We start from the raw sequence: 22,445 nt of genomic DNA, 5'->3' as shown, positions 1-22,445 counted from the left end.
GAGGTTTCGGCACTATTCACCGATGATTCCGAAATGATTCAGCTACGACCTGGGACGATGTGAACCATGCGCGATACGTATCATGAGGAGCTTGACGCCCTCGGTGAGCGCCTCGTCGAGATGACGCGGCTTGCCCGGCACGCCATCGCACGCGCCACCACGGCGCTGCTCGACGCGGACCTCAACGCCGCGCAGGAGGTGATCTCCGGCGACGTGGAGCTGAACCGGCTCGACGAGGAGATCGAGGCCAGCGCCTTCGACCTGATGGCGCGCCAGCAGCCGGTCGCCTCGGACCTGCGGGTCATCATCACGGCGCTGCACATGTCGGGCGACCTGGAGCGGATGGGCGACCACGCGGTGCACATCGCCAAGATCGCGCGCCGCCGCCACCCCGACTCCGCGATCCCCGCGGAGCTGCGCTCCACGGTGCTGGAGATGGGCCACCAGGCCGAGCTGCTCGTCATCAAGGCCGGAGAGGTCGTGGCCCAGCGCGACGCCGACACCGCGCTGGAGCTGGACAAGGACGACGACCGCATGGACCGGCTGCGCCGCCGGCTGCTCACCCGGATCCTGGACCCGGGGTGGAGCCACGGCGTGGAGGCCACCATGGACGTCACCCTGGCCGGGCGGTTCTACGAGCGGTTCGGTGACCACGCCGTGCACGTCGCCGACAACCTGGTCTACATGGTGACCGGCCAGCGGCCCAAGGACATGGAAACCGAGAACTGACCCCGCCCCCATCCGATCCGCGAGACGGCGCGCCGCCCCCCCCCCCGGGCCCGCAAACAGCGTGCGGGGCGCCCCGCGGCCCGGGGTGCCAATACCCCCGGGGCGCCGCGGCGCGGTCGTTGGGGGCGCGGCGCGCGGAGCGAGGGGGCAAAGGTCGGGCCACCGCGCGGTGGTGAGATCATGGGGGGAGGTCTTCACCTTCACCCTGCGTGCTCGCCGGGCGGCCGCGGAGCCTGGCCGGCGGTGCCGGGAGCGCCCCGCGCGCCAGGGCGGCCGGAGCGTATTCCACCAGGTCCGAAGCACCTCGGGTGAGCTTTGTCAAGACCCCGAAAGCGGCATTGACCTGCGCGTACGTAAACCGAATAGGTACGTTAAGTCACAGATTCGTGGTATCCTGGTGGTAGCGGAAGGGGTACTTGTCACATGACTTTCAAGGTCGGCGACACCGTTGTCTATCCCCACCATGGGGCTGCCCGCATTGAGGCGATCGAGACTCGCACCATAAAGGGCCAGGATAAGACCTACCTCGTTCTGAGGGTCGACAAGGGTGATCTCACAGTACGCGTACCGGCGGACAACGCCCAGGATGTCGGCGTTCGTGACGTGGTCGGGCAGGATGGCCTCGACCGCGTCTTCGAGGTGCTGCGGGCGCCGCACACCGAGGAGCCCACGAACTGGTCGCGGCGCTACAAGGCGAACCTGGAGAAGCTCGCCTCCGGCGACGTGAACAAGGTGGCCGAGGTCGTCCGCGACCTCTGGCGCCGCGACAAGGAGCGCGGGCTCTCGGCCGGCGAGAAGCGCATGCTGGCCAAGGCGCGGCAGATTCTGGTAAGTGAGCTCGCCCTCGCCGAGAAGACGAACGAGGACAAGGCCGAGGCACTTCTCGACGAAGTTCTCACGAACTGATATTCAGCGACGCAGAACAATTCATTTGATGGTGAAAATGCCGAGGGTGGGCGTCGGGACCGACGTCCACCCTTTCATGTCCGGAAGAACTCTTTTCCTGGCCGGTTTGGAATGGCCGGGCGAGGACGGTGTGAGCGGGCACTCCGACGGCGACGTCGCCGCCCACGCCGCCTGCGACGCGCTGTTCTCCGCCTGCGGGCTGGGCGACCTCGGCGCGCAGTTCGGCACCGACGACCCCCGCTGGAAGGGCGCGTCGGGTGTCGCGCTGCTCACCGAGGCGGCGGCGCGGGTGCGGGCGGCCGGCTTCGAGATCGGCAACGTCGCGGTGCAGGTCGTCGGCAACCGGCCGAAGTTCGCGCCCCGGCGCGCCGAGGCCGAGAAGGTGCTGTCGGCGGCCGCGGGCGCGCCGGTGACCGTGTCGGCCACCACCACCGACGGCCTGGGGCTGACCGGCCGGGGCGAGGGGATCGCCGCGATCGCCACGGCCCTGTGCGTGCCGGGCGGCGACTAGCCGCCGGGAGGCGCGGGGCGGCGGCTCACACGCACAGACCGCCGCCGACCAGGCCGGGTCCACCCGCCGACACGCGAAGCGCCCTGCCCGCCCGTGAGGGACCGGCAGGGCGCTTCGCGCTGCGCTGTGCGGTTCCGGGGGCCGGGCGGCCCCGCTGAGCCGCAGCAGGGCGCTCAGTCCTCGTCGGGGGGTGTGGGCTGGCTGCGCACCCGGTTGGAGGGCGGCTCCGGCGGGAACGGCGAGGTCCCCTGCCGCCGGGGCGAGCGCCGGGGCTTGAGGACCATCGGGCGCTTCTCGATGGGCGGCGCCGCCGGGTGCGCCGGGCCCTCCGGGGGTGCCGGCGGTCCGGGCTCGGCGGCCTCGGCCCGCTCGGGCTCCTCGGCCCCGGGCTCCTCGGCCCCGGGCTCCTCGTCGTCGGAGGGCGGCGCGGGTGCGGGTCCGGGCTCGGGCTCTCCGGGGGCGGCCTCGGCGGCGGCCGGCAGCGGCTCGCCCTCGTCATTGGTCGGATCACCCGGCGGCAGGTCGTCCACGAACCCGTCCTCGCCGAGGGCGTCGGCGGGGCCGCCGGCGCCGGTGGTGCCGTCGATACCGCCCTCGGCGGCGCCGGGGTCCTCGGCGCGGTCCGCGCGGCCGTCGCGGCGGGCCTCGGGAGCGGTCGGCGGCGCCTCGGCCGCCCGCTTGATGGGGTTCTCACCGGTGGGCGTGCGCTTGGGCAGCCCGCCGGCCGCACCCGCGCGGGCCTCGCCGCCGTCCTCGGCGGTGCCGGTGTCGTCGGCACGGCCGTCGCGGGGGCCGGGAGGTCCGGGCCGCGCCGGCTCGGGCGGGTCGCGGTCGTCGTCGGCGGCGCGGGTGCGCGGCACCGCGCCCCAGGCCGCGTAGACGTCGTCGGCGTCGTCGGGGTGGGCGGAGTCGTCGGCGCCGTCGCCCCCGCGCGCGGGTGCCGCCGCGCCGCTCGCGGCGAAGGCGGCGGGGCCGGTTCCGGCGCCGACCGGAGCGGCACCGGTGTCGTCGGGGCTGTCCTGGGCGGCCGCCGCGTCCCCGGGGTCCTCGTCCTCGTCGCGGTACGGCCGGTCCGGGACGTCCGGGCGGTCCGGGACGTCCGGGCGGTCCGCGTGCTCCTCCTCGGTGCGCCGCGCGTGGCGCAGGGCCAGCGGGTGGGTCCGCACGGCCCCGGAGGCGGCGGCGGGCTCGGCGCCGTCGGCCGGAGGGGCGGCGGCGCCGTCGGCCGGCGGGGAGTCGGGGCGGGCGCGCTCGGGCGCCTCGGGCCACAGCGGGGCCGTGTCGGCGGCGTCCTCGGCCGCGGCGCGGTCGGCCGGGGGAGCGGTGCCGGCGGGGCCGGGCTCGGGGCGGGCCGCGCGCTCCTCGGGGAGGCGCCCGGCCGCCGGGGGCGCGGGCTGGGCCGCGGCGGCGACCCCGGCCAGCCCGTGGTCGTCGGCGCCCTCGCGGTCGAACAGCTCCTCGCGCCCGCCGGCGGCGCCGGTGTCGACCCCCACGGGCCGGCCCTCGTACCGGGGGTCGGGGAGGTCGGGCGCGGGGTCGCCGGGCGGGCCGGGGTAGTCCAGGCGGTGGGTGGGGTCGTCGTCGCGCAGCAGCCGGGGCGCCTCGTCGGCCGGGCGGGGGCGCCGCGCGGGCGCGGCCTCCTCGGGCAGGGCGATGGGCTCGGTGAGGGCGGTGACCGGTTCGGCCGGCGGCTCGGTGTCCTCGGGGTCGGGGCCGCCGCGGCGGCGGGCGGACCGGGGCCGGGTGCCGGGGACCTCGCCGCGCACGTGCATGACGACCGAGAGGAAGATGCGGAAGGCCGCGAGCAGCGCCACCCACGGCGCGACGGCGGCCACCACCACGGCGACGTCGGGCAGCAGCACCATGCCGTAGGCGCGCAGCGCGCTGGCGCCCGCGGCCAGGGCGATCAGCAGCAGGATGAGCGCGTCGACCCACAGCCGCCGGGAGCGCCGGGCGGTGCGCAGCACGTAGCTGCCCCAGAACGCCATCAGCATCAGCAGGGTGAACGCGCCGGGGTAGAGGTGGGCGTAGCGGCGGTCGATGTTGCCCTGCACGGCGATCTGGTAGATGCCGTTGTAGGAGAGCAGGACGGCGCAGGCGGCGATCACGAGGACGCCCAGCGCCGCCACGGCGACGGGGGCGAGGCGCGGACCGGACCGGGACGGCGCGTGTGGGCCGCCCGCATCGCGTGCACCTGGGCTTTTGGAGGAGGGTGTACCGGCCATGGTGCGCAGAAGGGTAGCCCAGCGGACCCGGCGAACACGAGGTAGCGCCCGAAACCGGCCGGACGGCGGGGGCGGCGCGGCCGCGGTGGAATGGGAATTTGTCCAGTTCGGTGGCGAATGTATTGCTCTGGGTCACGGGTGCGCGGGCCGCCGGTAGCGACACGCGGGATTCAGCTCACAGAACTCGCGGAATTGCGGTCGGCCATTTTCCAGGGAAGCGGGGAACCGCATTTCGGCGGACCGCATACCGGCCTTCGGACGCGGGGCGGTCGGCGGGGCGGCGGGGGCGGAGCGGTGGCCTCGCCGCAGGTGAGGGGGCGGGCGCCGCCGTCGCGGGAGCGGCGCGGACGCCGTGCGGCGGGGGGCGGTCGGCTGTGGACGAACCGGCCGTGGTACACGGGGAAACGGCTACCCTTGGGGTGTGAGTCTGCGCTTCTACGACACCAGTGCCCGGCAGGTCCGCGACTTCACCCCCCTGCGCGAGGGGTGTGCGTCGCTGTACCTGTGCGGTGCCACGGTGCAGGCGCCGCCGCACATCGGGCACATCCGCTCGGGCGTCAATTTCGACATCCTGCGGCGCTGGCTCACCTACCGCGGCCTGCGGGTCACGCTGTGCCGCAACGTCACCGACATCGACGACAAGATCATCAACGTCGCCCGGGGCGAGGGCGTGGCGTGGTGGGAGGTCGCCGAGCGCAACCAGCGGGCGTTCACCGCCGCCTACGACACCCTGGGCTGCCTGCCGCCCACGGTCGAACCCCGCGCCACCGGCCACGTGCCCGAGATGATCGAGCTGATGCGGCGGCTCATCGACCGCGGCCACGCCTACCCCGCCGCCGACGGCTCCGGCGACGTCTACTTCGACGTCGCCTCCTACCCCGACTACGGCGCGCTGTCCAACCAGCGCCCCGACCAGATGCGGGGCGCCGCCGACACCGACGACGACCGGCGCAAGCGCGACCCCCGCGACTTCGCGCTGTGGAAGGGCGCCCGGCCGGGCGAGCCCAGTTGGGAGACCCCGTGGGGGCGGGGGCGGCCCGGCTGGCACCTGGAGTGCTCGGCCATGTCCACCAAGTACCTGGGCAGCGCGTTCGACATCCACGGCGGCGGGCTCGACCTCGTCTTCCCCCACCACGAGAACGAGGTCGCCCAGTCCCGCGCCGCCGGCGACGGCTTCGCCCAGTACTGGCTGCACAACGGCCTGCTCACCATGGGCGGCGAGAAGATGAGCAAGTCCCTGGGCAACTCCCTGCTCATCCCCGACATGGTGCGCAAGGTCCGGCCGGTGGAGCTGCGCTACTACCTCGCCCAGGCGCACTACCGCTCGGTCATCGACTACTCCGACGACGCGCTCGCCGAGGCCGCGGCGGCGTTCCAGCGGGTCGAGGGCTTCGTGACCCGCGCTGTGGAGGTCGTGGGCGCGGTCGAGCCCGCCTCCCGGGTGCCCGACCCCTTCGCCGCCGCCCTCGACGACGACCTCGGGGTGTCCCAGGCGCTGGCGGTCCTGCACGGGCACGTGCGCGACGGCAACACCGCGCTGACCGAGGGCGGCAAGGAGCGCATCGCCGAGCTGGCGGGGCAGGTGCGGGCCATGCTGGCGGTCCTGGGGCTGGACCCGCTGTCCGACACCTGGGCGCAGGGGGCCGACTCCGGGCTGAGCGACGTCGTCGACTCCCTGGTGGCGGTCGCCCTGGAGCAGCGGCAGGCGGCGCGGGCCCGCAAGGACTACGCCGCGGCCGACGCCATCCGCGACCAGCTCCTCGCGGCGGGCGTGGTGGTCGAGGACACCCCGCGCGGTCCGCGCTGGGAGCTGCGCCGCTCCTGAGGGGGCGGCGCGGGCGCGGCGCCGGCCTGTGGACCGACGGCGCACGCGGTCCCCGGCATCGGCGACCATGGAAGGGCGGGAGGGGCACGACCGCGTCGCGGACCGTGCCGGCACCCGGCCAACGGCAATCCACCAGACGATGAGGACGAACACCCATGCCCGCGAAGAAGAGCAAGAAGGGCCCGACCAAGGGCAGCGGCGGCAAGGGGCGGCGTGCTCTGGAAGGCCGCAAGGGCACCCTTCCCGCTGAGGAGCGCCACTGGTACGCCGACAAGCAGCGCCGGTCGACCAAGCGCACCGACAAGCCCGCCGCGGGCGCGCCCGCCGGGCCGGGCCGGGGCGCCGCTTCGGCGCGGGCGTCGGCGGCGGGCGGCGGCGCGGAGTTCCTGGTGGGGCGCAACCCGGTGGTCGAGGCGCTGCGGGCGGGCGTGCCCGCCACCCGGCTTTTCCTGGCCAACAGCCTGGACCAGGACGAACGCGTCACCGAGGCCGCCCGCCTGGCCGGTGCCGCCGGGGTCGAGATCCGCGAGGTCCCCCGCGCCGAACTCGACCGCCGGTGCGAGAGCAACGGCCAGCCCGGCGCGGTGCACCAGGGCATCGCCCTGCACACCCGCCCCTACCGGTACTGGGACCCCGCCGACCTCCTCGACGCCGCCCGGCGCACCGAGCAGGAGACCGGCACCGCGCCGCTGTTCGTCGCGCTCGACGGCGTGACCGACCCGCACAACCTGGGCGCGGTGGCCCGGTCGGCGGCGGCGTTCGGCGCCAACGGCCTGCTGATCCCCGAGCGCCGCGCCGCCGGGGTGACCATGGCGGCGTGGAAGACCTCGGCCGGCACCCTGGCCACCCTCCCGGTCGCCCAGGCCACCAACCTCACCCGCACCCTGGAGGCGTACAAGAGCGAGGCCGTGTTCGTGGTCGGCCTCGACGGCGACGGCGACACCCGCCTGGACCACCTCGACCTCGCCACGGGCCCGCTGGTGATCGTGGTGGGTTCGGAGGGCCGCGGCCTGTCCCGCCTGGTCCGCGAGACCTGCGACCAGATCGCCGCCATCCCGATCACCGGAGCCGAGTCCCTCAACGCCTCGGTGGCCGCCGGAGTAGCCCTCTACGAGGTCACCCGCCGCCGCACCACCGACCACTAGCCCGAACCCGGTACCATGCCCTTGGGCACCCCATGGGGGTGTCATCAGCCGACGTAGCTCAATTGGCAGAGCAATCGCCTTGTAAGCGATAGGTTAGGGGTTCAAGTCCCCTCGTCGGCTCTTTTCCTGCCCGTAAGCGCAGGCCAGAGCGGAACTCAGAACCACCGCGCGGGTTTCCCGATCAGCTTCCGGGACTGACCATTCCGCCGTTTATCCGCGACGCCGTCAACAGGGTCCTCACGGAAGCACGCTGAGTCGATGCGGGCGGCGGCCGACGGATTACCGGCTGCCGCCCGCTCTTCTTGCCGCACAGTCGACGGGCTACGCCGCTTGGCAGCGGGATGGGCGCTCAACCGGTCTGGGGCCGGCCGTACTGTGGTCTGCCTCCATCGTGTAGGCGGCTGTTTCCGCGGGTGTCTCGGGGCGCGTTCGCCGATCACTCCGCGTCCTTGGCGGCCTCGGGCGGCGGGTCGCTGTGGCGGCGCAGGGTGACCGCTGAGACGACGCGGCCGTTGGTCTCGGCCACCCGGGCGGTCCACTCGCCGAGGCCGACCAGGTCGCCCGGCTGCTCGGGGATGCGGCCCAGGAGCGCGATGACGAGTCCGGCCACGGTGACGTAGTCGCCTTCGGGGCGCTCCTTGAGGTGGACGTCGATGTCGGGCAGGTCGTGGACCGGGTAGGTGCCCGGCAGGGTGATGGAGCCGTCGTCGTGGCGCACGGCCGTACGGATGTCGGAGTCGGTCTCGTCGTAGATCTCGCCGACGATCTCCTCCAGCAGGTCCTCCAGGCTGACGATGCCGTCGATGCCGCCGGTCTCGTTGACGACCACGGCCAGTTGCTGGCGCTCGGAGGTCATGCGCTGGAGTGCCAGGGAGACCACCAGGGAGTCGGGCAGCAGCAGCGGGCGCCGGGCCAGGTCGCGGGCGGTCCCCTCGCGCTGGACCAGGTCTGACCAGTGCACGACGCCGATCACGTCGTCCAGGTCGTCGTCGGTGACCACCGGCGCGCGGGAGTGGCCGTGCTCGGCGAGCATCCGCGTGGCCTCCCCGGCCTCGGTCCGGGCGGGGATGACGAAGACGCTGCCGCGGGGGACCACGACCTCGCGCAGTCGGCGGTCGTTGATCTCGAAGGCGCTGGTGATGATGGTGCGCTGCTCGCGCGTCATGCCGCGCTGCGTGGCGACCATGTCCCGCAGCTCCTCCTCCGACACCTCTTCGCGGGCGGCGTTGGGGTCGCCGCCGGTCAGGCGCACGACCAGGTCGGTGGAGACGCTGAGGAGCCACACGGCCGGACGGGAGAGCGCGGCCAGCAGGTTCAGCGGGCGGGCGACCAGGAGCGCCCAGCCCTCGGCGCGCTGCATGGCGATCCGCTTGGGCGCCAGCTCGCCGAACACCAGCGTGATGAAGGTCAGCACGATGGTCACCAGGACGATGGCCACCGGCCCGGCGGCGTCGCCGAGGAAGCCGAGCGGTTCGATCAGCGGCTGCGCCAGGGACACGGCGGCGGTGGCCGAGGCGAGGAACCCGGCCAGGGTGATGCCGATCTGGATGGTCGCCATGAAGCGGTTGGGCTCGCGCGCCAGGCGGGCGACGGTGCGTCCCCCGGCCCCCCGCGCCTCGAGTTTCTTGATCTGGCCTTCGCGCAGGGTGATGAGCGCGATCTCGCTGCCCGCGAACAGGGCGTTGAGAACGACCAGGACCAACACGAGGCCGAGTTGGACCCCGTAGTTCTCCATAGCGTCCTTCCATGCTGATGTCGGAACCGCCTGGCGGTGGCCAGACCGGCGGCACACGTTCCAACGATCACCTACCCGTCGCGGTGCCGGATGCGGCGGCATTCTCCGCGGTGAGGCGTAGGGCACAGGGGACGGCCGGGCGCCGCGCGGGCCGGACCGCTCGGCCGCCTAGCGGTTTCCGTGCCAGATGAGGCGTTGGGTGAAGGCTCCGCGCTCCGTGGCCTTGGTGCGGCGGGTCTTCTCCAGTTCGGCCGGGTCGGCGCCGTGCACCGCGGCCAAGGCGTGCACGACCTCCAAAATGTCGGCCAGCTCCTCCAGGGCTGAGGTGGCGTCGGCCGCCAGGTACTCCTGGGTCTCCTCGGTGAGCTTGGCGCGGAGTGCGCGCCGGTACTCGTCGTCGGCGGCGACGGTGATGTGCGGGTCTGCGCCGTCGGCGCGGATGATCTCGGGGATGCGGTCGCGGACCAGCTTCGGCGGCATGGTCGTCTGTCTCCTCCATCGAAGATGTGTGGCGGTGCTGGCGGTTCCGGGCGCACAACGGGGCCGCCGCCCGGCGGGCAGGGGGTCAGTGCAGGGGCTGGGCGCCGATGACGGACAGCAGTTGCAGCTTGTCGTAGCTCTCGCTGCCGGGGGCGGCGGTGTAGACGAGCAGGAGGTGCGACTGGTCGGGGTCCAGGAGGGTCTGGCAGGTCAGGTCCAGGGCGCCGAGTTCGGGGTGGATGAAGTGCTTGACCTCGCCGGGGCGGATCCCGACCTCGTGGGCGTCCCACACGCGGCGGAACTCCTCGCTCTGGGCGAGGAGCAGGTCGGCGTAGTGGGCGGCGCGGGAACCGGGGCCCCGCAGGGTGGCCACCCCGCGCAGGCCCGAGGCGAACATGCGGGTGAGGAACGCGTGGTCCTCGGGGGCGTAGCGCGCGCGGGTGGCGGGGTCGGTGAACCAGCGGTAGCCGATGCTGCGGTCCGGGCCGGTGTAGGCGGTGAGGTCGCCGGTGAGCGCGACGGCGAGCGGGGTCTGGCGCAGGGTCTCGCCGAGTTCGGTGACGATCTCCGCGGGGGTGTCGTGCAGGCGGTCGAGGATGCGCAGCAGCCCGGGGCTGATGTGCTCGCTGTCGGCGCCCCGCGCGGGCGGGGTGTGCCCGGCGAGCCGGAACAGGTGGTCGCGCTCGTCGAGGGAGAGGTGCAGGCCCTGCGCGATGGAGGCGATCATCTGCTCGGAGGGCTGGGGGCCGCGCCCGCGCTCCAGCCGCGCGTAGTAGTCGGTCGACATGTGGCAGAGCGCGGCGACCTCCTCGCGCCGCAGGCCGCTGGTCCGGCGGCGGCGCCCGCGCGGGAGGCCGACGTCCTCGGGTTGCAGCGCCTCACGGCGGCGCCGGAGGAACTCCGCCAGTCCGGTCCGATCGATCACCGTGCGCGCTCCCGTCGCCGTGTGTGCCCTCGTCAACGCCCCTCAGCGCCTCTCAGCCCTCTTTCTACCGTCCGCGCGACCGGGCATCCACTGACCGCCGATCCCCCCGTGCGGGGTGGCGTGCGCGGGTGGGGTGCGGGCGGGCATGGGGGGGCGGGACGCTCGCGCTGGTCGCGGCCCTGGGCGGGGCGCCCCGCGCCCGGCCGCGCCGCGGCGGGCGCCGCCGGGTCCTGGGCCCGCCGATCAGTGGATCGGGCGGCCCTGAATACCGGCGCCGGATTCCACCACGGTGGAGGCACCGACACGACCCAGGAGTGCGCACATGCCACGCAAACCGATCGACATCACCGTCCCCGACCTGTCCGGCAGGCGCGCCGTCGTCACCGGGGCGAGCGACGGCATCGGGCTCGGCCTCGCCACGAGGCTCGCTGCCGCCGGAGCCGAGGTGGTCCTGCCCGTGCGCAACCCGCGCAAGGGCGAGGCCGCGCTGACCGCGATCCGGCGGTCGGTCCCCCGCGCGGAGGTGTCGGTGCGCGAACTGGACCTGTCCTCGCTGGCCTCCGTCCAGGCTCTCGGCCAGGCCCTGCGGGAGGAGGGCCGGCCGATCCACATCCTCATCAACAACGCCGGGGTCATGACCCCGCCCGACCGGCAGACCACCGCCGACGGGTTCGAGTTGCAGTTCGGCACCAACCACCTCGGCCACTTCGCCCTGGCCGCGCACCTGCTGCCGCTTCTGCGCGCCGGCCGCGCGCGGGTGACCTCGCAGGTCAGCGTCGCGGCCAACCAGGGCGCCATCAACTGGGACGACCTGAACTGGGAACGCTCCTACGACGGCATGGGCGCCTACAGCCAGTCCAAAATCGCGTTCGGGCTGTTCGGGCTCGAACTCGACCGGCGCAGCCAGGCCCACGGCTGGGGCATCACGAGCAACCTGTCGCACCCCGGGGTGGCGCCGACGAACCTGCTCGCCGCCCGCCCCGAGGTCGGGCGCGGCCGGGACACCATGGCCGTGCGCCTGATCCGGGCGCTGTCGGCGCGCGGGATCGTGGTGGGCACCGTGCAGACCGCGCAACTGCCCGCGCTCTACGCCGCCACCTCGCCCGACGCCGAGCGCGGCGGGTTCTACGGGCCGCGCGGCCCCGGGCACATGGGCGGTCCTCCCGGCAGCCAGAAGCTCTACTCGCGGCTGCGCGGCGCCGAGGAGGCGCGGCGGGTCTGGGAGGTGTCGGAGAAGCTCACGGGGGTGTCCTTTCCCATCGGGTGAGCACGGTGGCCGGGCGGGGGCACCGCGTGCGCGTGCGGGGGTCAGCCCAGGGCGACGACGCTGCGCATGTGCTGGGGGATGTGGTCGGTCTCCTTGCCCGCGCCGAGGTCGAACCAGTCGTCGAGCCACAGGCCGCCCTGGAGGTCGGCGCAGGGGTCCTTGGTGATCATGACCGTGACGTCGGTGCCGTTGTGGAACTTCGCGATGACCCGCTCGATCTGGGTCTGGGTGTCGGTCCACTGCTCGGGGAGGGGATGGCAGCCGCCCGCCGCCGGGTCCTCGATGATGATGGTCTCGGTCCGCAGCCAGTTGTCGCTGTTCTCGACGATGTCGTACTCGACCACCTCGATGGTGATCGAGCCCTCGGCGGCCTCGGCCGGGGCGGCGACCAGGAGGGATGCGGCGAGGGCGGCGGTGGACAGGGCGGCGGCGGTGGTCAGGCGCCTCATGGTCGTCCTTTCGGGGGCAGGCGGCCGGGGCGCGCGGTGGCGCCGCGCGTGCGGCCGGGAGGGAGCGGCGGAGGCGGCGCCGCCCCGTGGGGTGGGCGGCGGCGCGGGAGGCGTGGTCGGTCGGTTACCGCGGGTGGTCCGTCAGATAGGTACCACGCCGCTGACCTGCCCACACGTCACCCATGTCCCGAACGTCCGCCACTTTCGACCCGGAAAACCATGCCGTGGCCGCGTTTCCGGGAAGAACGGGGCTATGGACGGTCGTGATCCCCATGTGCACGTCACTGAGCGGTTCGGCCAGGACGGCGTAGCCGTCCGCGACATGATGGCGGCCGCGTTCGGACTGGCGGGGGACCTGCCGTCCCGCGTCGCCACCGGCTGCGGGCTGCGGGTGCCCGTGGCGATGACCTCTCCGCGCCCGGACCGCGTCACCTGCCTGGCCTGCCGCGAGCACGCGCGGCGCGAGCACCTGCGCCTGGCGGAGCAGGTCGAACGCCTGGCGCGCATGCCCGGATCGGTGGTCAGCCCCGCCCAGGGGAGGGCGGCGGCGGACCGGCACCGCGACGCCGCACGGCGGTTCGGCGCCCCGGGCTGATGCCGCGCCGCCGGCGGCGACGGCGGTGGCCGGGCGGGGCGGGTCGGGACGGCCGGGCGAAAACGGGTCGAGATCGCGGGGCGTTTCATGGGACCGTGCCCCTGTGCCCCTGTCCACCGCTCGTGAGAGGTGTCCCATGCCGCGTGCCGTCACGCTGATCCGCTCCGCCTCGCTGTCCGACGTCGCCGAGTACGCCTACGCGGCCACGGCTCCGGCCGAGGCCCGGCTGATCTTCCTCGCCGGGGCGTGCCCGCTGAACGCCGACGGCTCGACGGCGGCGGTGGGCGACGTCGCCGGGCAGGCGGCGAAGGCGGTGGAGAACCTGCGGACGGCCCTGGCCGACGCCGGCGCCGACCTGGAGGACGTCATCAGCACCCGCGTGCTCGTGGCGTCGGACCGGCAGCCGGACCTGGTGGCGGCGTGGGAGGTCGTGCGCGACGCGTTCGGCGACCACGACGTCCCCAGCACGCTGATGGGCGTGACCGTCCTGGGCTACGACCACCAGTTGGTCGAGATCGAGGCGGTGGCCGCCGTCCTCGACTCCTGAGCACGGCGCACGCCCTCGGCGAGGGCGCGCCCGCCGCCGCTACCCCGGGTCCGCGCCGCCCGCCGGGCCGGGTGCGGCCGGGCGGTCCGCCGGGGGCGGCAGGTGCAGGTGGAGGTGGTCGATGCGCCCGGCCTGGACGGCGGTCCCCCAGATGTCGCCGTGGACCTCGTTGCGCAGGTCGCCCGGCGGCGGGTCCGGCGGCCGGGGGGACGGGCCGGGCGGCGGGCCGGGGGAGCGGAGGGCGGGCCACCGGCGTTCGGCCGCGCGGTTGAGGATCCGCAGCAGGAGCAGCGCCGACCCGACCGCCACGACGCAGGTGAACAGTCCGGCGGCGATGGCGGCGAAGTAGGTGAGGAGCTGGGTCGGGCTGAGGAGGAAGGCGGTCGGCGGCGGTTTTTCGGGCAGCCTGACGACGGTTAAGGGCCACCCAGAGGGTGGAGGACACCGAGCACCAGGTCGTCGATCTCCGCGCGCGCCTTTCCCGTCGACCGCAGGTTCAGGGCGAGGATACCCCGGCCCGCAGCGCCGGGGAATACCCGTTTCCGCGTTCCCGCGGCCCCCTCAGGGGCGGCGCCGGCGCTCCCGCACCAGGTGCGCCACGCGCATCGCGGCCACGACGGCGCAGGCCAGCGCGGCGACGGCCAGCAGGACCAGGAACGCGGGGTAGAGGTAGGCCACCTGGATCCAGGCCACGTCTCGGCCCCGGTACAGGAAGCCGACGACGCGGTGGACCTCGGCCAGCAGGAGCGGGGGCAGCGCGAGCGGCAGCAGCCGCAGGACCGCCCACACCGGGCGCGCGGCGCGGGCGCGCGCCCAGCGGCCCGCGCGGCGCGCGCCGCGCCAGCCCGCCGCGGCGGCGGCCAGCGCCAGCGCGAGGAACCCCGCGTCCAGCCACACCAGGGCGGTCTGCGCCGGGGCGGCGGGCGCCCGGCCCTCCTCGATCAGGGCGACCAGCGCCGCGCCGATGGCCTGCGCGTCGCCGTGGGCCATACCGGTGTTGGCCATGACCGCGACACCGTGCCCGGACTCCGGCAGCAGCGCCTGGTAGGCGGTGGAGGTGAACAGGTCGCCGCTGTGCTCGATGACCGGCGCGCCCGAGGGGGTCTCGCCGGTGGACCAGCCCAGCGCGTAGGAGCCGGAGTCGGGTGAGGGGGTGTGCGCGAGCGCGGTGCTCTCGGGGGAGAGGATCCGGGCGCCGCCGGGGCCCCGGCCGCCGCTGTTCTGCGCGATCAGCCAGGCGGCCATGTCCGAGGCGGTGCTGACCACGCCGCCGGAGCCGGCGCCGAACGCGCACGGCTCGGGCAGCGCCACGGCCTGCCCGGCGACCCTGAGGTGGCCGTGCGCGCTGGGCGGCAGGTCGCGGTCGGTGTTGAGCGTGGTGCTGCGGTCCATGCCGAGCGGTGCGAAGACGCCGGCCCGGAGTTGCTCGGCGAACGGGCGGTCGGCGACCACCTCGACCAGGCGCGCGGCGACCTGGAAGTTGGGGTTGTGGTATTCGTACCGTTCCCCGGGGGCGGCGGCGAGCCGCCCGGTGCGCATGCCGGCGACCGCCTCGCGCAGCGTGTCGGGCTGCTCGCGGGTGAAGGCGGGGAAGGTGGTGTCGGACATGCCCGAGGTCTGGTCGAGCAGTTGCCGCACGGTGATGTCGGCCGCGCGCGGGTCGGCCATCGTGAACTCGGGGAGGTAGGCGGCCACGGGCCGGTCGAGGTCGACCTCGCCGGCCTCGACCAGTTGCAGCACCGCCGTCGCGGTGAAGGACTTGCTGACCGAGGCCACGGCCATGGGGGTGTCGGCGGTGACGGCCGCGCCGGAAGGGGTGGTGCCGTAACCGGCGGCGTGGACGGTTTCGCGGCCCCGGGTGACGGTCACCGCGACGCCGGGGACGTCCAACGCGGCCCGGTACTCCCGCACGAGGGCGTCGATCGCGGCGGGCGTGGCGCCGGCGCCCTCCGCGCCGCCGCCGGGGTCGGCGGCGGCAGCGCCGGGTGCGATCGACGCGGCGGTCAGGACGGCGGCGAACGCCGCGGCGACGAGGCGGCCGGCCCGCGCGGTGGTGAAGGCGCGGCGGAGCGGGAGGGAGCGGGGTGTGGGCACTGCGGCAGCCTACGCGCGGGTGCGGGGGGCGCCTCAAGGGCGCTGCCACGCCACTTCCGGGGGTGCCGGCCCCCGTGCCGGCGGGCGTGGTGCCGCGCCCGGGTACGCGCCCGGGCACGGGCACGGGGTCAGGAGGTCTTCCGCCCGGCGGAGAGGTTGAGCCTGCCGCCGGTGGCCTTGTAGAGGAGGCGGGGCAGGAAGGAGACCGGGACGCCGGGAAGGGCGCGCAACTGCCTCTCGTAGTCGGTGGGGGCGCGCGGCGGGAACCGGCGCTGGTGGCCGGTGGCGGGGGCCGAGGGCTGCGGCCCGGTGGGGCCGTGCATGAACGCGCGGGCCGTGGCCGATCCGGGCACGGCCGAGACGGTGGGGCCGGTGGCCGGATCCGGCGCGGCGGGCACGGGACCGGCCACGCCGTGGGACGGCGGGGCGGGCGATGCGGCCGGGTCCGCAGGTGCGGCGGGCGTGACCGGCGCCGCCGACCGGGGGTGGGCGGTCGCGGCGGCGCGCGTGTAGGCGGCCGGAGCGGGCGGCGCGGTGGAGGCACTCGGGGCGCCGGGGGTACCCGGGGCCGCAGCGGGGGCGGGACCACCGTGCGGCGGCGTGCCGTGGGCCGGGGTGGCGCCGGCGGCGGCTGCCGACGCGTGCGGGCCGGTTCCGTGGGCCGGGGCGGCGCCGGGGGCCGCCGACGCGTGGGGACCGGTGCCCTGGTGCGGGGTGGTGCCGGGGGCGGCTGAGACGTGGGGGCCGGTTGCATGAGGCGACGCGGCGCCCGGGATGGCCGACGAGTGCGGCTCGGTGCCGGAGGCTGCCGACGCGTGCGGGCCGGTGCCCTGCGGCGGGGTGCTCTGGCGGTAGGCGGGGTCGGAGCGCCAGGCGGACGAGGGCGCGGTGGGCTCGGGCGCCGGCGTGGTGGGCGGCGCCCCAGCGGCTGACGGGTGCGCGGGCGGGGCTCCGGTTCCGCCTGCGGCGGGGTGGCGCGGGTGCGCGTGGGCTGCACCGGGTGCCGGGGCGGCGGGTTCGGCCGTCGGCATCGGCTTCCGCCGCGTGGGTGCGGTGCGCGGGGTGGGCGCCGTCGGATCGGTCGGGGCCGGGTGCGGCGACGGGGCGGCTGCCGGCGCCCGCCGTGCGGGCGCGGGACGCCGCCGCGTGGGGGCGGGCCGTGTGGGTTGTCCCCAGGCTGTGGACGGCGCGGCCGGTTCTCCCGGCGAGCCGGCGGTGCCCGGCTCCTCCGGCCGGCCGGCGGCGGCCGCCTCCCCCCGCATGCCGGCGGCGCCCGGCTCGCCCGGCCGGCCGGGGGCGGCCGACGGCTCGGGTGGGCGGCTGTAGGGCGGGGGCGGCGGGTCGACCTCGGGGTAGAAGGGGGACGCCGCGGCGGGCTCCGCCGGCTCGGGCGGCGGCTGCGGGGGTTCTCCCGGGTGCGGGCGGTTCGGCATGCTGGGGGTCTCCTGGCGGGCGGGGCGGCGCGAGGGCGGCCCGGTCACCCGGTCGCCGGCGGTGGTCCGGTGCGGTGCCGGGGCGGCGCCCGGCGCGGTGTCTGCCGGTCCCATGGTCACATGGCCCGGCGCAGGCACTCCACGGCCACGCGCGTGGCGGTGGCGTGGGTGGCGGCCGAGATCCGGGCGGGGTCGATGGGGGCGGGGGCCGCCAGGTGGCGGTCGTAGGCCAGCCGGAACACCTCGGCGCCGCTGTGGCGCAGGATCTCGGCGGAGCCGGGGTAGTCGAACGCGGGATCCTGGCCCCGCTCGTGCTCGGTGAACACCACCACGATGCGGCGCGGCAGGGAGTCGGCGCCGTTGGCGGTCATCCAGTCGAAGGCGCGCCCGATGTCGGCCGCGCCCTCGCGGGTGGCCGGCACCACGAGCACGTGGGCGTGGGCGCTGGCCTGCGCCGCGCGGTTGAGGCCGTCGGAGATGTCGGCCGCGCGGTCGATGACGGTGAGCCCGAAGAACCGGGTCAGCGACAGCACCTTGTTCTGGTAGGTGCGGGCGTCCAGCCGGCCTTCGGCGATCACCTCCTGGAGGCCGGGCAGCAGCCACAGCCGCTCGCGCACCGGCGCCAGGCACGGCTCGACGTGCTCGAAGGAGTCGGACTCGATGCCGGGCGCCGCCAGGCCGGTGTCGGGCCCGCCGTGGCCCGTGCCGAAGCGGGCCGCCAGCGAGCCCGTGCCCGGGCCGAGGTCCATGGCCAGCACGCGGTCGTTGCGGTAGTGCGCGTAGACGGTGGCCAGCAGCGCGCTGACGGTGCTCTCGGCCGGGCCGCCGCGCGGGCGGCTCACCACGATGCGGCGGCCGGTGGTGACCGACCGCTGGAGTTCGCGGCCCAGCGCGATGGGTGTCAGCACGTCCTCGGGCGGCCGGAACGGCCACACCGCGCCGCGGCCCACCCGGCGCAGCAGGGAGTCGCCGCGCCGTCCGCCGCCCGGCCCCGCGGTCGTCGCGGTGTCGCGCATGACCCTCCCCTTTCGTCGGTCAGAACGTGTTGATCAGCCGCTCGTAGGTGCCCAGCGACCCGATCGCCACCGGGATGAGCACCACCACCGCGACCGCCTCGAAGCGGTTGGCGATGCGCCGCAGCCGGGCGCGGGTGTGCTCGGGCTGGTCCACGGTGAGCACCACGACGGGGATGAGCAGGCAGGCCGCCAGCACGCCCGCGGCCGCCCACAGGGTCCAGCCGCCGGTGTCGGCCCAGGCCGTGGCCAGGGCGACGACGACGAGCAGGGCCGCCGCCATCAGCGGGACCTTTTGCAGGATGAGGGGGAACAGCCGGGACCGGCTGGCCACCACGATCGCCAGCAGCGCGGCCAGGGCGGCGGTCCAGCCGCCGAGGTCGCGGGTGAGCCACACCCCGGCGGCCGCCGCCGACACGGCGGTGGCGACGGTGGCCAGGGTCATGGTGCGGTGCGCGCCGGCGAGCGCGGTCATGACGTCGGAGCGCGCCACCGGAGAGCCCGAGCCGCGCCGGTCGTCGAGGACGGTCAGCCCCGACATGGCCATGGCGACCCGCAGGATCAGGCTGAGTACGACCACGCACACCACCGCCACGGCGGCGGCGATCCGGGGGAGCTCCAGGCCCAGGGCCGCACCGCCCGCCCACACCAGGGCGTAGGCGGCGATGACCGCTCCGCCGATGACCCCGCCGCGCCCCAGGCCGGTGGTCAGGCCCAGCCCGGTGGCGAGGGCGGCCACGACGGAGGCCAGCCCGCCCCACAGCACCCACCCCGGCCAGCCGAAGGCGGCGGTGGCGGTCCACAGGGTGGAGGCGGCCACGGCGCCGCCCGCGATGGCCAGCGCGGTGCCGAAGGGCTCGCGCCAGGTGGCGGCGACGGCCCAGCCCAGGCCCAGCAGGGCCACCGCGACGGTGGCGAGCACGGCCGCGCCGGTGGTGGAGCCGGTGCCCTGCCACAGCAGGTGGCACACGGCCAAAGCCAGCGCGGTGACGGCGCCGGTGGCGCTCCAGCGGGCGGCGGTGGGGTTCCACCGGCCCTGGTTGCCGTCGAGGACGTCGCCGACGGCGTCGGGGACCTCGTGCACGACCGGGGCGGGGACGGGTTCGTCGACGCGCACCAGGCGCAGGACGTCGCCGTCGGCGATGCCGCGGTCGGCCAGGGTGGCGTCGGTGTCCAGGTGCACCCCGGCGGCGGTGGCCAGGTGCATCGGCAGCGCGGGGTTGTGCACGCGGTCGCCGAGCAGGCGCAGCACCTCGGGCATCAGCGCGCCGACCGGCTCCTGTGCGGGGAGAACGGCGTCGACCCGGCGGTTCTCGCCGACGAGGGTCACGCGGCTCCAGGAGGTCATCGGGCCCTTTCCCATCGCTTGTCTAGGTTGGCGGGAGGCGGTGCCGCCGGGCGCGGCGGCGGGAGTCAGGCGGGGACGTCGGTCACCTCGACGCGTTCGAGGTAGCCGTTGGCCAGCAGCCAGCGGATGCTCGGCAGCGCGGGCGGCTGGGTGAAGCCGCCGGCGTCGACGGTGAACCGGACGCCGCCGCCGGGGTGGGGGTCGCTGCTGGGCGACAGCGACGCCTCGACGCTGAAGGGGTGGGTCACCCGGTAGCGGTGGTAGTTCTGGGCGGCGGCCTGGTCGTCGGGGTCGCCCGAGGGGGTGGGGCTGGGGCCGGCCGAGGCCGAGGGAGAGGGGTCGGGCGGGTCGGCGGGGCGGAGTTCGTCGGCGGGCGAGCCGGAGGGCGAAGGCTCGGCGGTGGGGGCGGCGGGTTCGCCGCCGCGGCTGATCTCGGGCAGGCCGCGCTCGCTGAAGGCCAGGCCGTCGGGGAAGAGCAGGGAGCCGCTCTCGTTGCCGAAGGCGTCGAGCACGGTGCCGGCGCGCAGGGTCTGGCGCACGGAGTCGCCGCTGCCCTCGCGGATCTGCTGCTCGATCTGCTGGGTGAGTTCGGCGGTGCGCTGGTCGGCGGCCAGCTCCTCGGCCGCGCTGAGTGCCTGGGGTTCGGCGTCGACCAGGACGAGTTCGCTGTAGAGCCAGCGGGCGGCCTCGTCCTCGGTGGCGAACTCGGCGCCGGTGCGGCCCTGCTCGAACTCCACGATGCCGGCGGCGAATCCGCGCTCGTTCTCGGTGAGGAGGTAGTAGCTGTCGACGGTGCCGGGCTCGGGCCGGGGTTCGCCGGGCAGCACGTAGAGGCCGGGCGGGACCTCGGCGAGGTCGAGTTCCTCCTGGAGCATCTCCATGGTGACGTCGGCGCCCACCCAGTCGGCGGGCACGGGCGCCGAGGCGACCTCGGGCGGGGGCGAGGCGGCCTGGTCCTGCTCGCGCTGGGCCTGCTCCTGGGTGGCGAGCTGGTTCTGGAGGAAGGACCAGCCGATGCTGCCCGCGCACATGACCGCCGACAGCGCCAGGCCGATGAGGATCTTGCCGACGTTTTCGTCCAGCCGCCGGCGGGTGCGCTGGGGCCCGAACAGCACGGCCTCGCGGAGGCGCTTGCGGCGGACGGCGACCGACTCCAGGAGCTGGCTGTCGTAGTCGCGGGCCATCGGGCCTCCTTTCCGGGGGCGGCCGGGGCTGACGGGCGGGGCGGGCGCCGCGCGGGGCGGCCGGTGCGCCGTGGCGCGTGCAGGGTGGGGCGCATGGGGCGGGAGGGGCGCCCGTCAGCCTACGGGGCCCCTCCCGTGGGGCGTGGGGCGGCCGCGCGACGGCCGCGGGTGCGCGCTGGAGCGGTCAGATGGCCTGGACGGCGGCGTTGGCGCGGCCCAGGGCCTCCTGGGCGGTGCCGTCGTTGGCCTCAAGGGTGTCGCGCACCAGGCGGATGATCTCGCGGACCTCGTTGCCCGCGTTGTGCCACTTGAGTTCCTTGGCGCTGTACTCGTCGGAGACGCCGTCGGCCTGGAAGTCGGCCATGGCGTTGCTGACGTCGACGTCGTGCTCGCCGATGATGGCTTCGAGCTGGGACATCACCGCGTGGATGTTGGTCTGCGCCTCCTGGGAGGCGCCGATGTCGTAGCTGTTGCGTCCGTTGGTCATCGGGGGTCTCCTCGGCTCGGGGGCGGTCAGGCGGTGCGGAACTTGGCGGCGTCGAAGTTGGCCGCGCCCATGTTGCGGGTGGCGTCGTCGGCCATGGTCTGGTTACCGGTCGCGAACGCGGTCTGCATGCCGGTCTGGCCCTGGTTGATGGAGCCCAGCCCGGCGCTGAGGTCGGCGGTGATCTGCTCCGAGCGCGCCTTGAAGGAGTCGAAGGCGGCCTTGCCGGCGCCGTTGAACCGGCCGGAAAGGGGCTCGGCGGCGTCGATGAGCTGATTGATCAGCGTCGCCAATTGATCTCCGGAGGTGGAGGTGTTGCGGTTCAGGGTGGTAAGGGTCTGATCGCCGAAGTCCCAACGTGACATCTGTTCACCTGCTCCTCGGTTACCTGCCGTCTACTGCGGTAGGACGTCCAGTCCGTATCGCTGGTTCCCGCAATCCGCGTGTGGACCATATAACGGAAGAATTCATCGGGGAGGACAATTATATGGGCCATAATGACAGGCGGGAGTTGGTTGTTGCCGGTTGTGGATACGACGACTGGGGGGACTCTGCATGAAGTTCGAACTGGTGGATCCCGCTGAGTGGCCCGAGCCCGCGGGAGCGCGGGCCGAAGACGGCCACGACGACCCCGACACCCCGGCGGACGCCGAGGACACCTCCGCCGCCCCGCCCGAGGCCGACCCCAACGCCCGGCTGCGGATCGCCACTCGGCGGCTGTCGCAGCAGGTCAGGCACAACGCCGCGGCCATCCGCGAGAACCTCGCCCAGCTCATGGAGCAGGTGGCGCGCGCCGAACTGGCCGTGACCGATACCGGCCAGCGCCCCACCCGCGCGCCCTCCACCTTCCGCCCGGCCCGGTTCGGCCCGGACACCGGTGCGGCGGCCGCCGCACCCGCCGCGGCGGCCGCACCCGCCGGGCCCGCCGCCGAGCGGCCGGGCGGGGACGCCCCAAGCACCGGGCGGCGTCCGGAACCGGACGGGAACCCCGCGGCCGCCGCCGGCGCCTAACGTGGAGAAGCCTGACTCCGCCACCTCCGACCCTCCGACCGAACGATCACCCGTCCCGCACCCCGTGCCCGCCCGCGCGGGTGGACCCGGGAGCAGGGCAGAAGGGAGCCGGAACGACGATGACGACGTGGGACATTGAGGCCCCCCAGGTCAACGAGGTCGTGCAGACCGTCGGCGGGCATGTCGGCGGCGACGACGGCACAGGCGGCCTCGTGGCCAAGATCGAGACCTTCGGCGGCCACATCCAGGAGGCCGGCACGGCCGCGGCCAGCGGACCCATCGGCACCGCGCTGGAGGAGTTCGTCACCGAGTACGGCGGGACCCTGGAGAGCATGGTCCTCAAGACCGCCGCCGCCATCAACGGCTGCGTGAAGGCCACCGGCTACTACCTTGAGGGCAACCTCCAGATGGCGGCCGACGCCCAGAGCAACGCCGACAACATCGAGTCCCTCGACGTGTAGCGCGCGGCCCGACGCGGGTGGCGGCGGGGACACCGCGACGGCCCGGCGGCCGGGCGGCGCGCGAGGCGCCGCCCGGCC

Annotated in this window: 23 protein-coding genes and 1 tRNA gene; 11 read left to right on the top strand and 13 right to left on the bottom strand. The window is 75.1% G+C overall.

Going from position 1 to position 22,445, the window contains the following annotated elements:
- Positions 1–66 precede the first annotated feature (66 nt).
- The 3 genes from phoU to ispF all read left to right on the top strand — a co-directional run bounded on the left by phoU (position 67) and on the right by ispF (position 2,146).
- Positions 67–729 (top strand): phosphate signaling complex protein PhoU, encoded by a 663-nt coding sequence (phoU, locus tag LG943_RS11890; RefSeq protein WP_270072309.1) that lies wholly within the window; start codon positions 67–69, stop codon positions 727–729.
- Positions 730–1,152: 423 nt separating this feature from the next.
- Positions 1,153–1,635 carry a CarD family transcriptional regulator gene (locus LG943_RS11885; RefSeq protein WP_270072308.1) on the top strand — a complete coding sequence of 161 codons (483 nt, stop codon included), beginning with the start codon at positions 1,153–1,155 and terminating at the stop codon, positions 1,633–1,635.
- Between the two features lie 37 nt (positions 1,636–1,672).
- The gene (gene ispF, locus LG943_RS11880; protein ID WP_270072307.1) at positions 1,673–2,146 is read left to right on the top strand and encodes a 2-C-methyl-D-erythritol 2,4-cyclodiphosphate synthase; all 474 of its coding nucleotides are present in this window, start codon (positions 1,673–1,675) and stop codon (positions 2,144–2,146) included.
- 173 nt (positions 2,147–2,319) lie between these two features.
- Here the strand turns inward: ispF and LG943_RS11875 are convergent, their stop codons facing one another.
- Positions 2,320–4,275, bottom strand: a complete 1,956-nt coding sequence (locus LG943_RS11875) for a hypothetical protein (RefSeq protein WP_270072306.1) — start codon at positions 4,273–4,275, stop codon at positions 2,320–2,322.
- 517 nt (positions 4,276–4,792) lie between these two features.
- Here LG943_RS11875 and cysS point away from each other — a divergent pair.
- From cysS to LG943_RS11860, 3 genes are all read left to right on the top strand, one after another.
- On the top strand, positions 4,793–6,196 hold the full coding sequence (gene cysS, locus LG943_RS11870; protein ID WP_270072305.1) for a cysteine--tRNA ligase: 1,404 nt from the start codon (positions 4,793–4,795) through the stop codon (positions 6,194–6,196).
- 155 nt (positions 6,197–6,351) lie between these two features.
- Complete coding sequence (gene rlmB / locus LG943_RS11865; protein ID WP_270072304.1) at positions 6,352–7,341, top strand: 23S rRNA (guanosine(2251)-2'-O)-methyltransferase RlmB; 990 nt, start codon at positions 6,352–6,354, stop codon at positions 7,339–7,341.
- 47 nt (positions 7,342–7,388) lie between these two features.
- A tRNA-Thr gene (locus LG943_RS11860) sits at positions 7,389–7,461 on the top strand.
- 316 nt (positions 7,462–7,777) lie between these two features.
- Here the strand turns inward: LG943_RS11860 and LG943_RS11855 are convergent.
- From LG943_RS11855 to LG943_RS11845, 3 genes are all read right to left on the bottom strand, one after another.
- Positions 7,778–9,076: a hemolysin family protein gene (locus LG943_RS11855; RefSeq protein WP_270072303.1), complete on the bottom strand. Its 1,299-nt coding sequence runs from the start codon at positions 9,074–9,076 to the stop codon at positions 7,778–7,780.
- A 168-nt stretch (positions 9,077–9,244) separates the two neighbouring features.
- Positions 9,245–9,556, bottom strand: a complete 312-nt coding sequence (locus tag LG943_RS11850) for a nucleoside triphosphate pyrophosphohydrolase (protein WP_270072302.1) — start codon at positions 9,554–9,556, stop codon at positions 9,245–9,247.
- A gap of 85 nt (positions 9,557–9,641) precedes the next feature.
- Complete coding sequence (locus LG943_RS11845) at positions 9,642–10,481, bottom strand: helix-turn-helix transcriptional regulator (RefSeq protein WP_270072301.1); 840 nt, start codon at positions 10,479–10,481, stop codon at positions 9,642–9,644.
- Between the two features lie 322 nt (positions 10,482–10,803).
- On the opposite strand from LG943_RS11845, the gene LG943_RS11840 reads away from it, so the two are divergent.
- Positions 10,804–11,748, top strand: coding sequence for an SDR family oxidoreductase (locus LG943_RS11840; RefSeq protein WP_270072300.1), 945 nt, complete (start codon positions 10,804–10,806; stop codon positions 11,746–11,748).
- A 41-nt stretch (positions 11,749–11,789) separates the two neighbouring features.
- On the opposite strand, the gene LG943_RS11835 is transcribed toward LG943_RS11840, so the two are convergent.
- Positions 11,790–12,197 carry a hypothetical protein gene (locus tag LG943_RS11835; RefSeq protein WP_270072299.1) on the bottom strand — a complete coding sequence of 136 codons (408 nt, stop codon included), beginning with the start codon at positions 12,195–12,197 and terminating at the stop codon, positions 11,790–11,792.
- A 274-nt stretch (positions 12,198–12,471) separates the two neighbouring features.
- Here LG943_RS11835 and LG943_RS11830 point away from each other — a divergent pair, with 274 nt between their 5' ends.
- Both LG943_RS11830 and LG943_RS11825 read left to right on the top strand, forming a co-directional pair.
- Complete coding sequence (locus LG943_RS11830) at positions 12,472–12,792, top strand: hypothetical protein (protein WP_270072298.1); 321 nt, start codon at positions 12,472–12,474, stop codon at positions 12,790–12,792.
- Between the two features lie 136 nt (positions 12,793–12,928).
- Positions 12,929–13,339, top strand: coding sequence for a RidA family protein (locus LG943_RS11825; RefSeq protein WP_270072297.1), 411 nt, complete (start codon positions 12,929–12,931; stop codon positions 13,337–13,339).
- 39 nt (positions 13,340–13,378) lie between these two features.
- Here LG943_RS11825 and LG943_RS11820 read toward each other — a convergent pair whose 3' ends face one another.
- The 8 genes from LG943_RS11820 to LG943_RS11785 all read right to left on the bottom strand — a co-directional run bounded on the left by LG943_RS11820 (position 13,379) and on the right by LG943_RS11785 (position 21,260).
- Positions 13,379–13,648, bottom strand: coding sequence for a hypothetical protein (locus LG943_RS11820; RefSeq protein ID WP_270072296.1), 270 nt, complete (start codon positions 13,646–13,648; stop codon positions 13,379–13,381).
- A 252-nt stretch (positions 13,649–13,900) separates the two neighbouring features.
- Positions 13,901–15,433: a serine hydrolase domain-containing protein gene (locus LG943_RS11815; RefSeq protein WP_270072295.1), complete on the bottom strand. Its 1,533-nt coding sequence runs from the start codon at positions 15,431–15,433 to the stop codon at positions 13,901–13,903.
- A 128-nt stretch (positions 15,434–15,561) separates the two neighbouring features.
- Positions 15,562–15,843 carry a hypothetical protein gene (locus LG943_RS11810; protein WP_270072294.1) on the bottom strand — a complete coding sequence of 94 codons (282 nt, stop codon included), beginning with the start codon at positions 15,841–15,843 and terminating at the stop codon, positions 15,562–15,564.
- Between the two features lie 1,139 nt (positions 15,844–16,982).
- The gene (locus tag LG943_RS11805) at positions 16,983–17,882 is read right to left on the bottom strand and encodes a MinD/ParA family ATP-binding protein (RefSeq protein WP_270072293.1); all 900 of its coding nucleotides are present in this window, start codon (positions 17,880–17,882) and stop codon (positions 16,983–16,985) included.
- Between the two features lie 19 nt (positions 17,883–17,901).
- Positions 17,902–19,227, bottom strand: coding sequence for a type VII secretion integral membrane protein EccD (eccD, locus tag LG943_RS11800; RefSeq protein ID WP_270072292.1), 1,326 nt, complete (start codon positions 19,225–19,227; stop codon positions 17,902–17,904).
- A gap of 65 nt (positions 19,228–19,292) precedes the next feature.
- A complete protein-coding gene (locus LG943_RS11795; RefSeq protein ID WP_270072291.1) occupies positions 19,293–20,411 on the bottom strand; it encodes a TNT domain-containing protein in 1,119 nt (372 codons plus the stop codon).
- A 184-nt stretch (positions 20,412–20,595) separates the two neighbouring features.
- Positions 20,596–20,898 carry a pore-forming ESAT-6 family protein gene (locus LG943_RS11790; protein WP_270072290.1) on the bottom strand — a complete coding sequence of 101 codons (303 nt, stop codon included), beginning with the start codon at positions 20,896–20,898 and terminating at the stop codon, positions 20,596–20,598.
- Between the two features lie 26 nt (positions 20,899–20,924).
- Entirely contained in the window at positions 20,925–21,260 is a 336-nt protein-coding gene (locus tag LG943_RS11785) for a hypothetical protein (protein ID WP_270072289.1), read from the bottom strand.
- 190 nt (positions 21,261–21,450) lie between these two features.
- Here LG943_RS11785 and LG943_RS11780 point away from each other — a divergent pair, with 190 nt between their 5' ends.
- Positions 21,451–21,906, top strand: a complete 456-nt coding sequence (locus tag LG943_RS11780) for a hypothetical protein (RefSeq protein WP_270072288.1) — start codon at positions 21,451–21,453, stop codon at positions 21,904–21,906.
- Positions 21,907–22,025: 119 nt separating this feature from the next.
- On the top strand, positions 22,026–22,367 hold the full coding sequence (locus LG943_RS11775) for a DUF6507 family protein (protein WP_270072287.1): 342 nt from the start codon (positions 22,026–22,028) through the stop codon (positions 22,365–22,367).
- The last annotated feature ends 78 nt before the right edge of the window (positions 22,368–22,445 follow it).

Source organism: Streptomonospora mangrovi (genome assembly GCF_027604915.1).
Classification (GTDB): domain Bacteria; phylum Actinomycetota; class Actinomycetes; order Streptosporangiales; family Streptosporangiaceae; genus Streptomonospora; species Streptomonospora mangrovi.
This window is presented reverse-complemented; position numbering and strand designations above follow the sequence as displayed.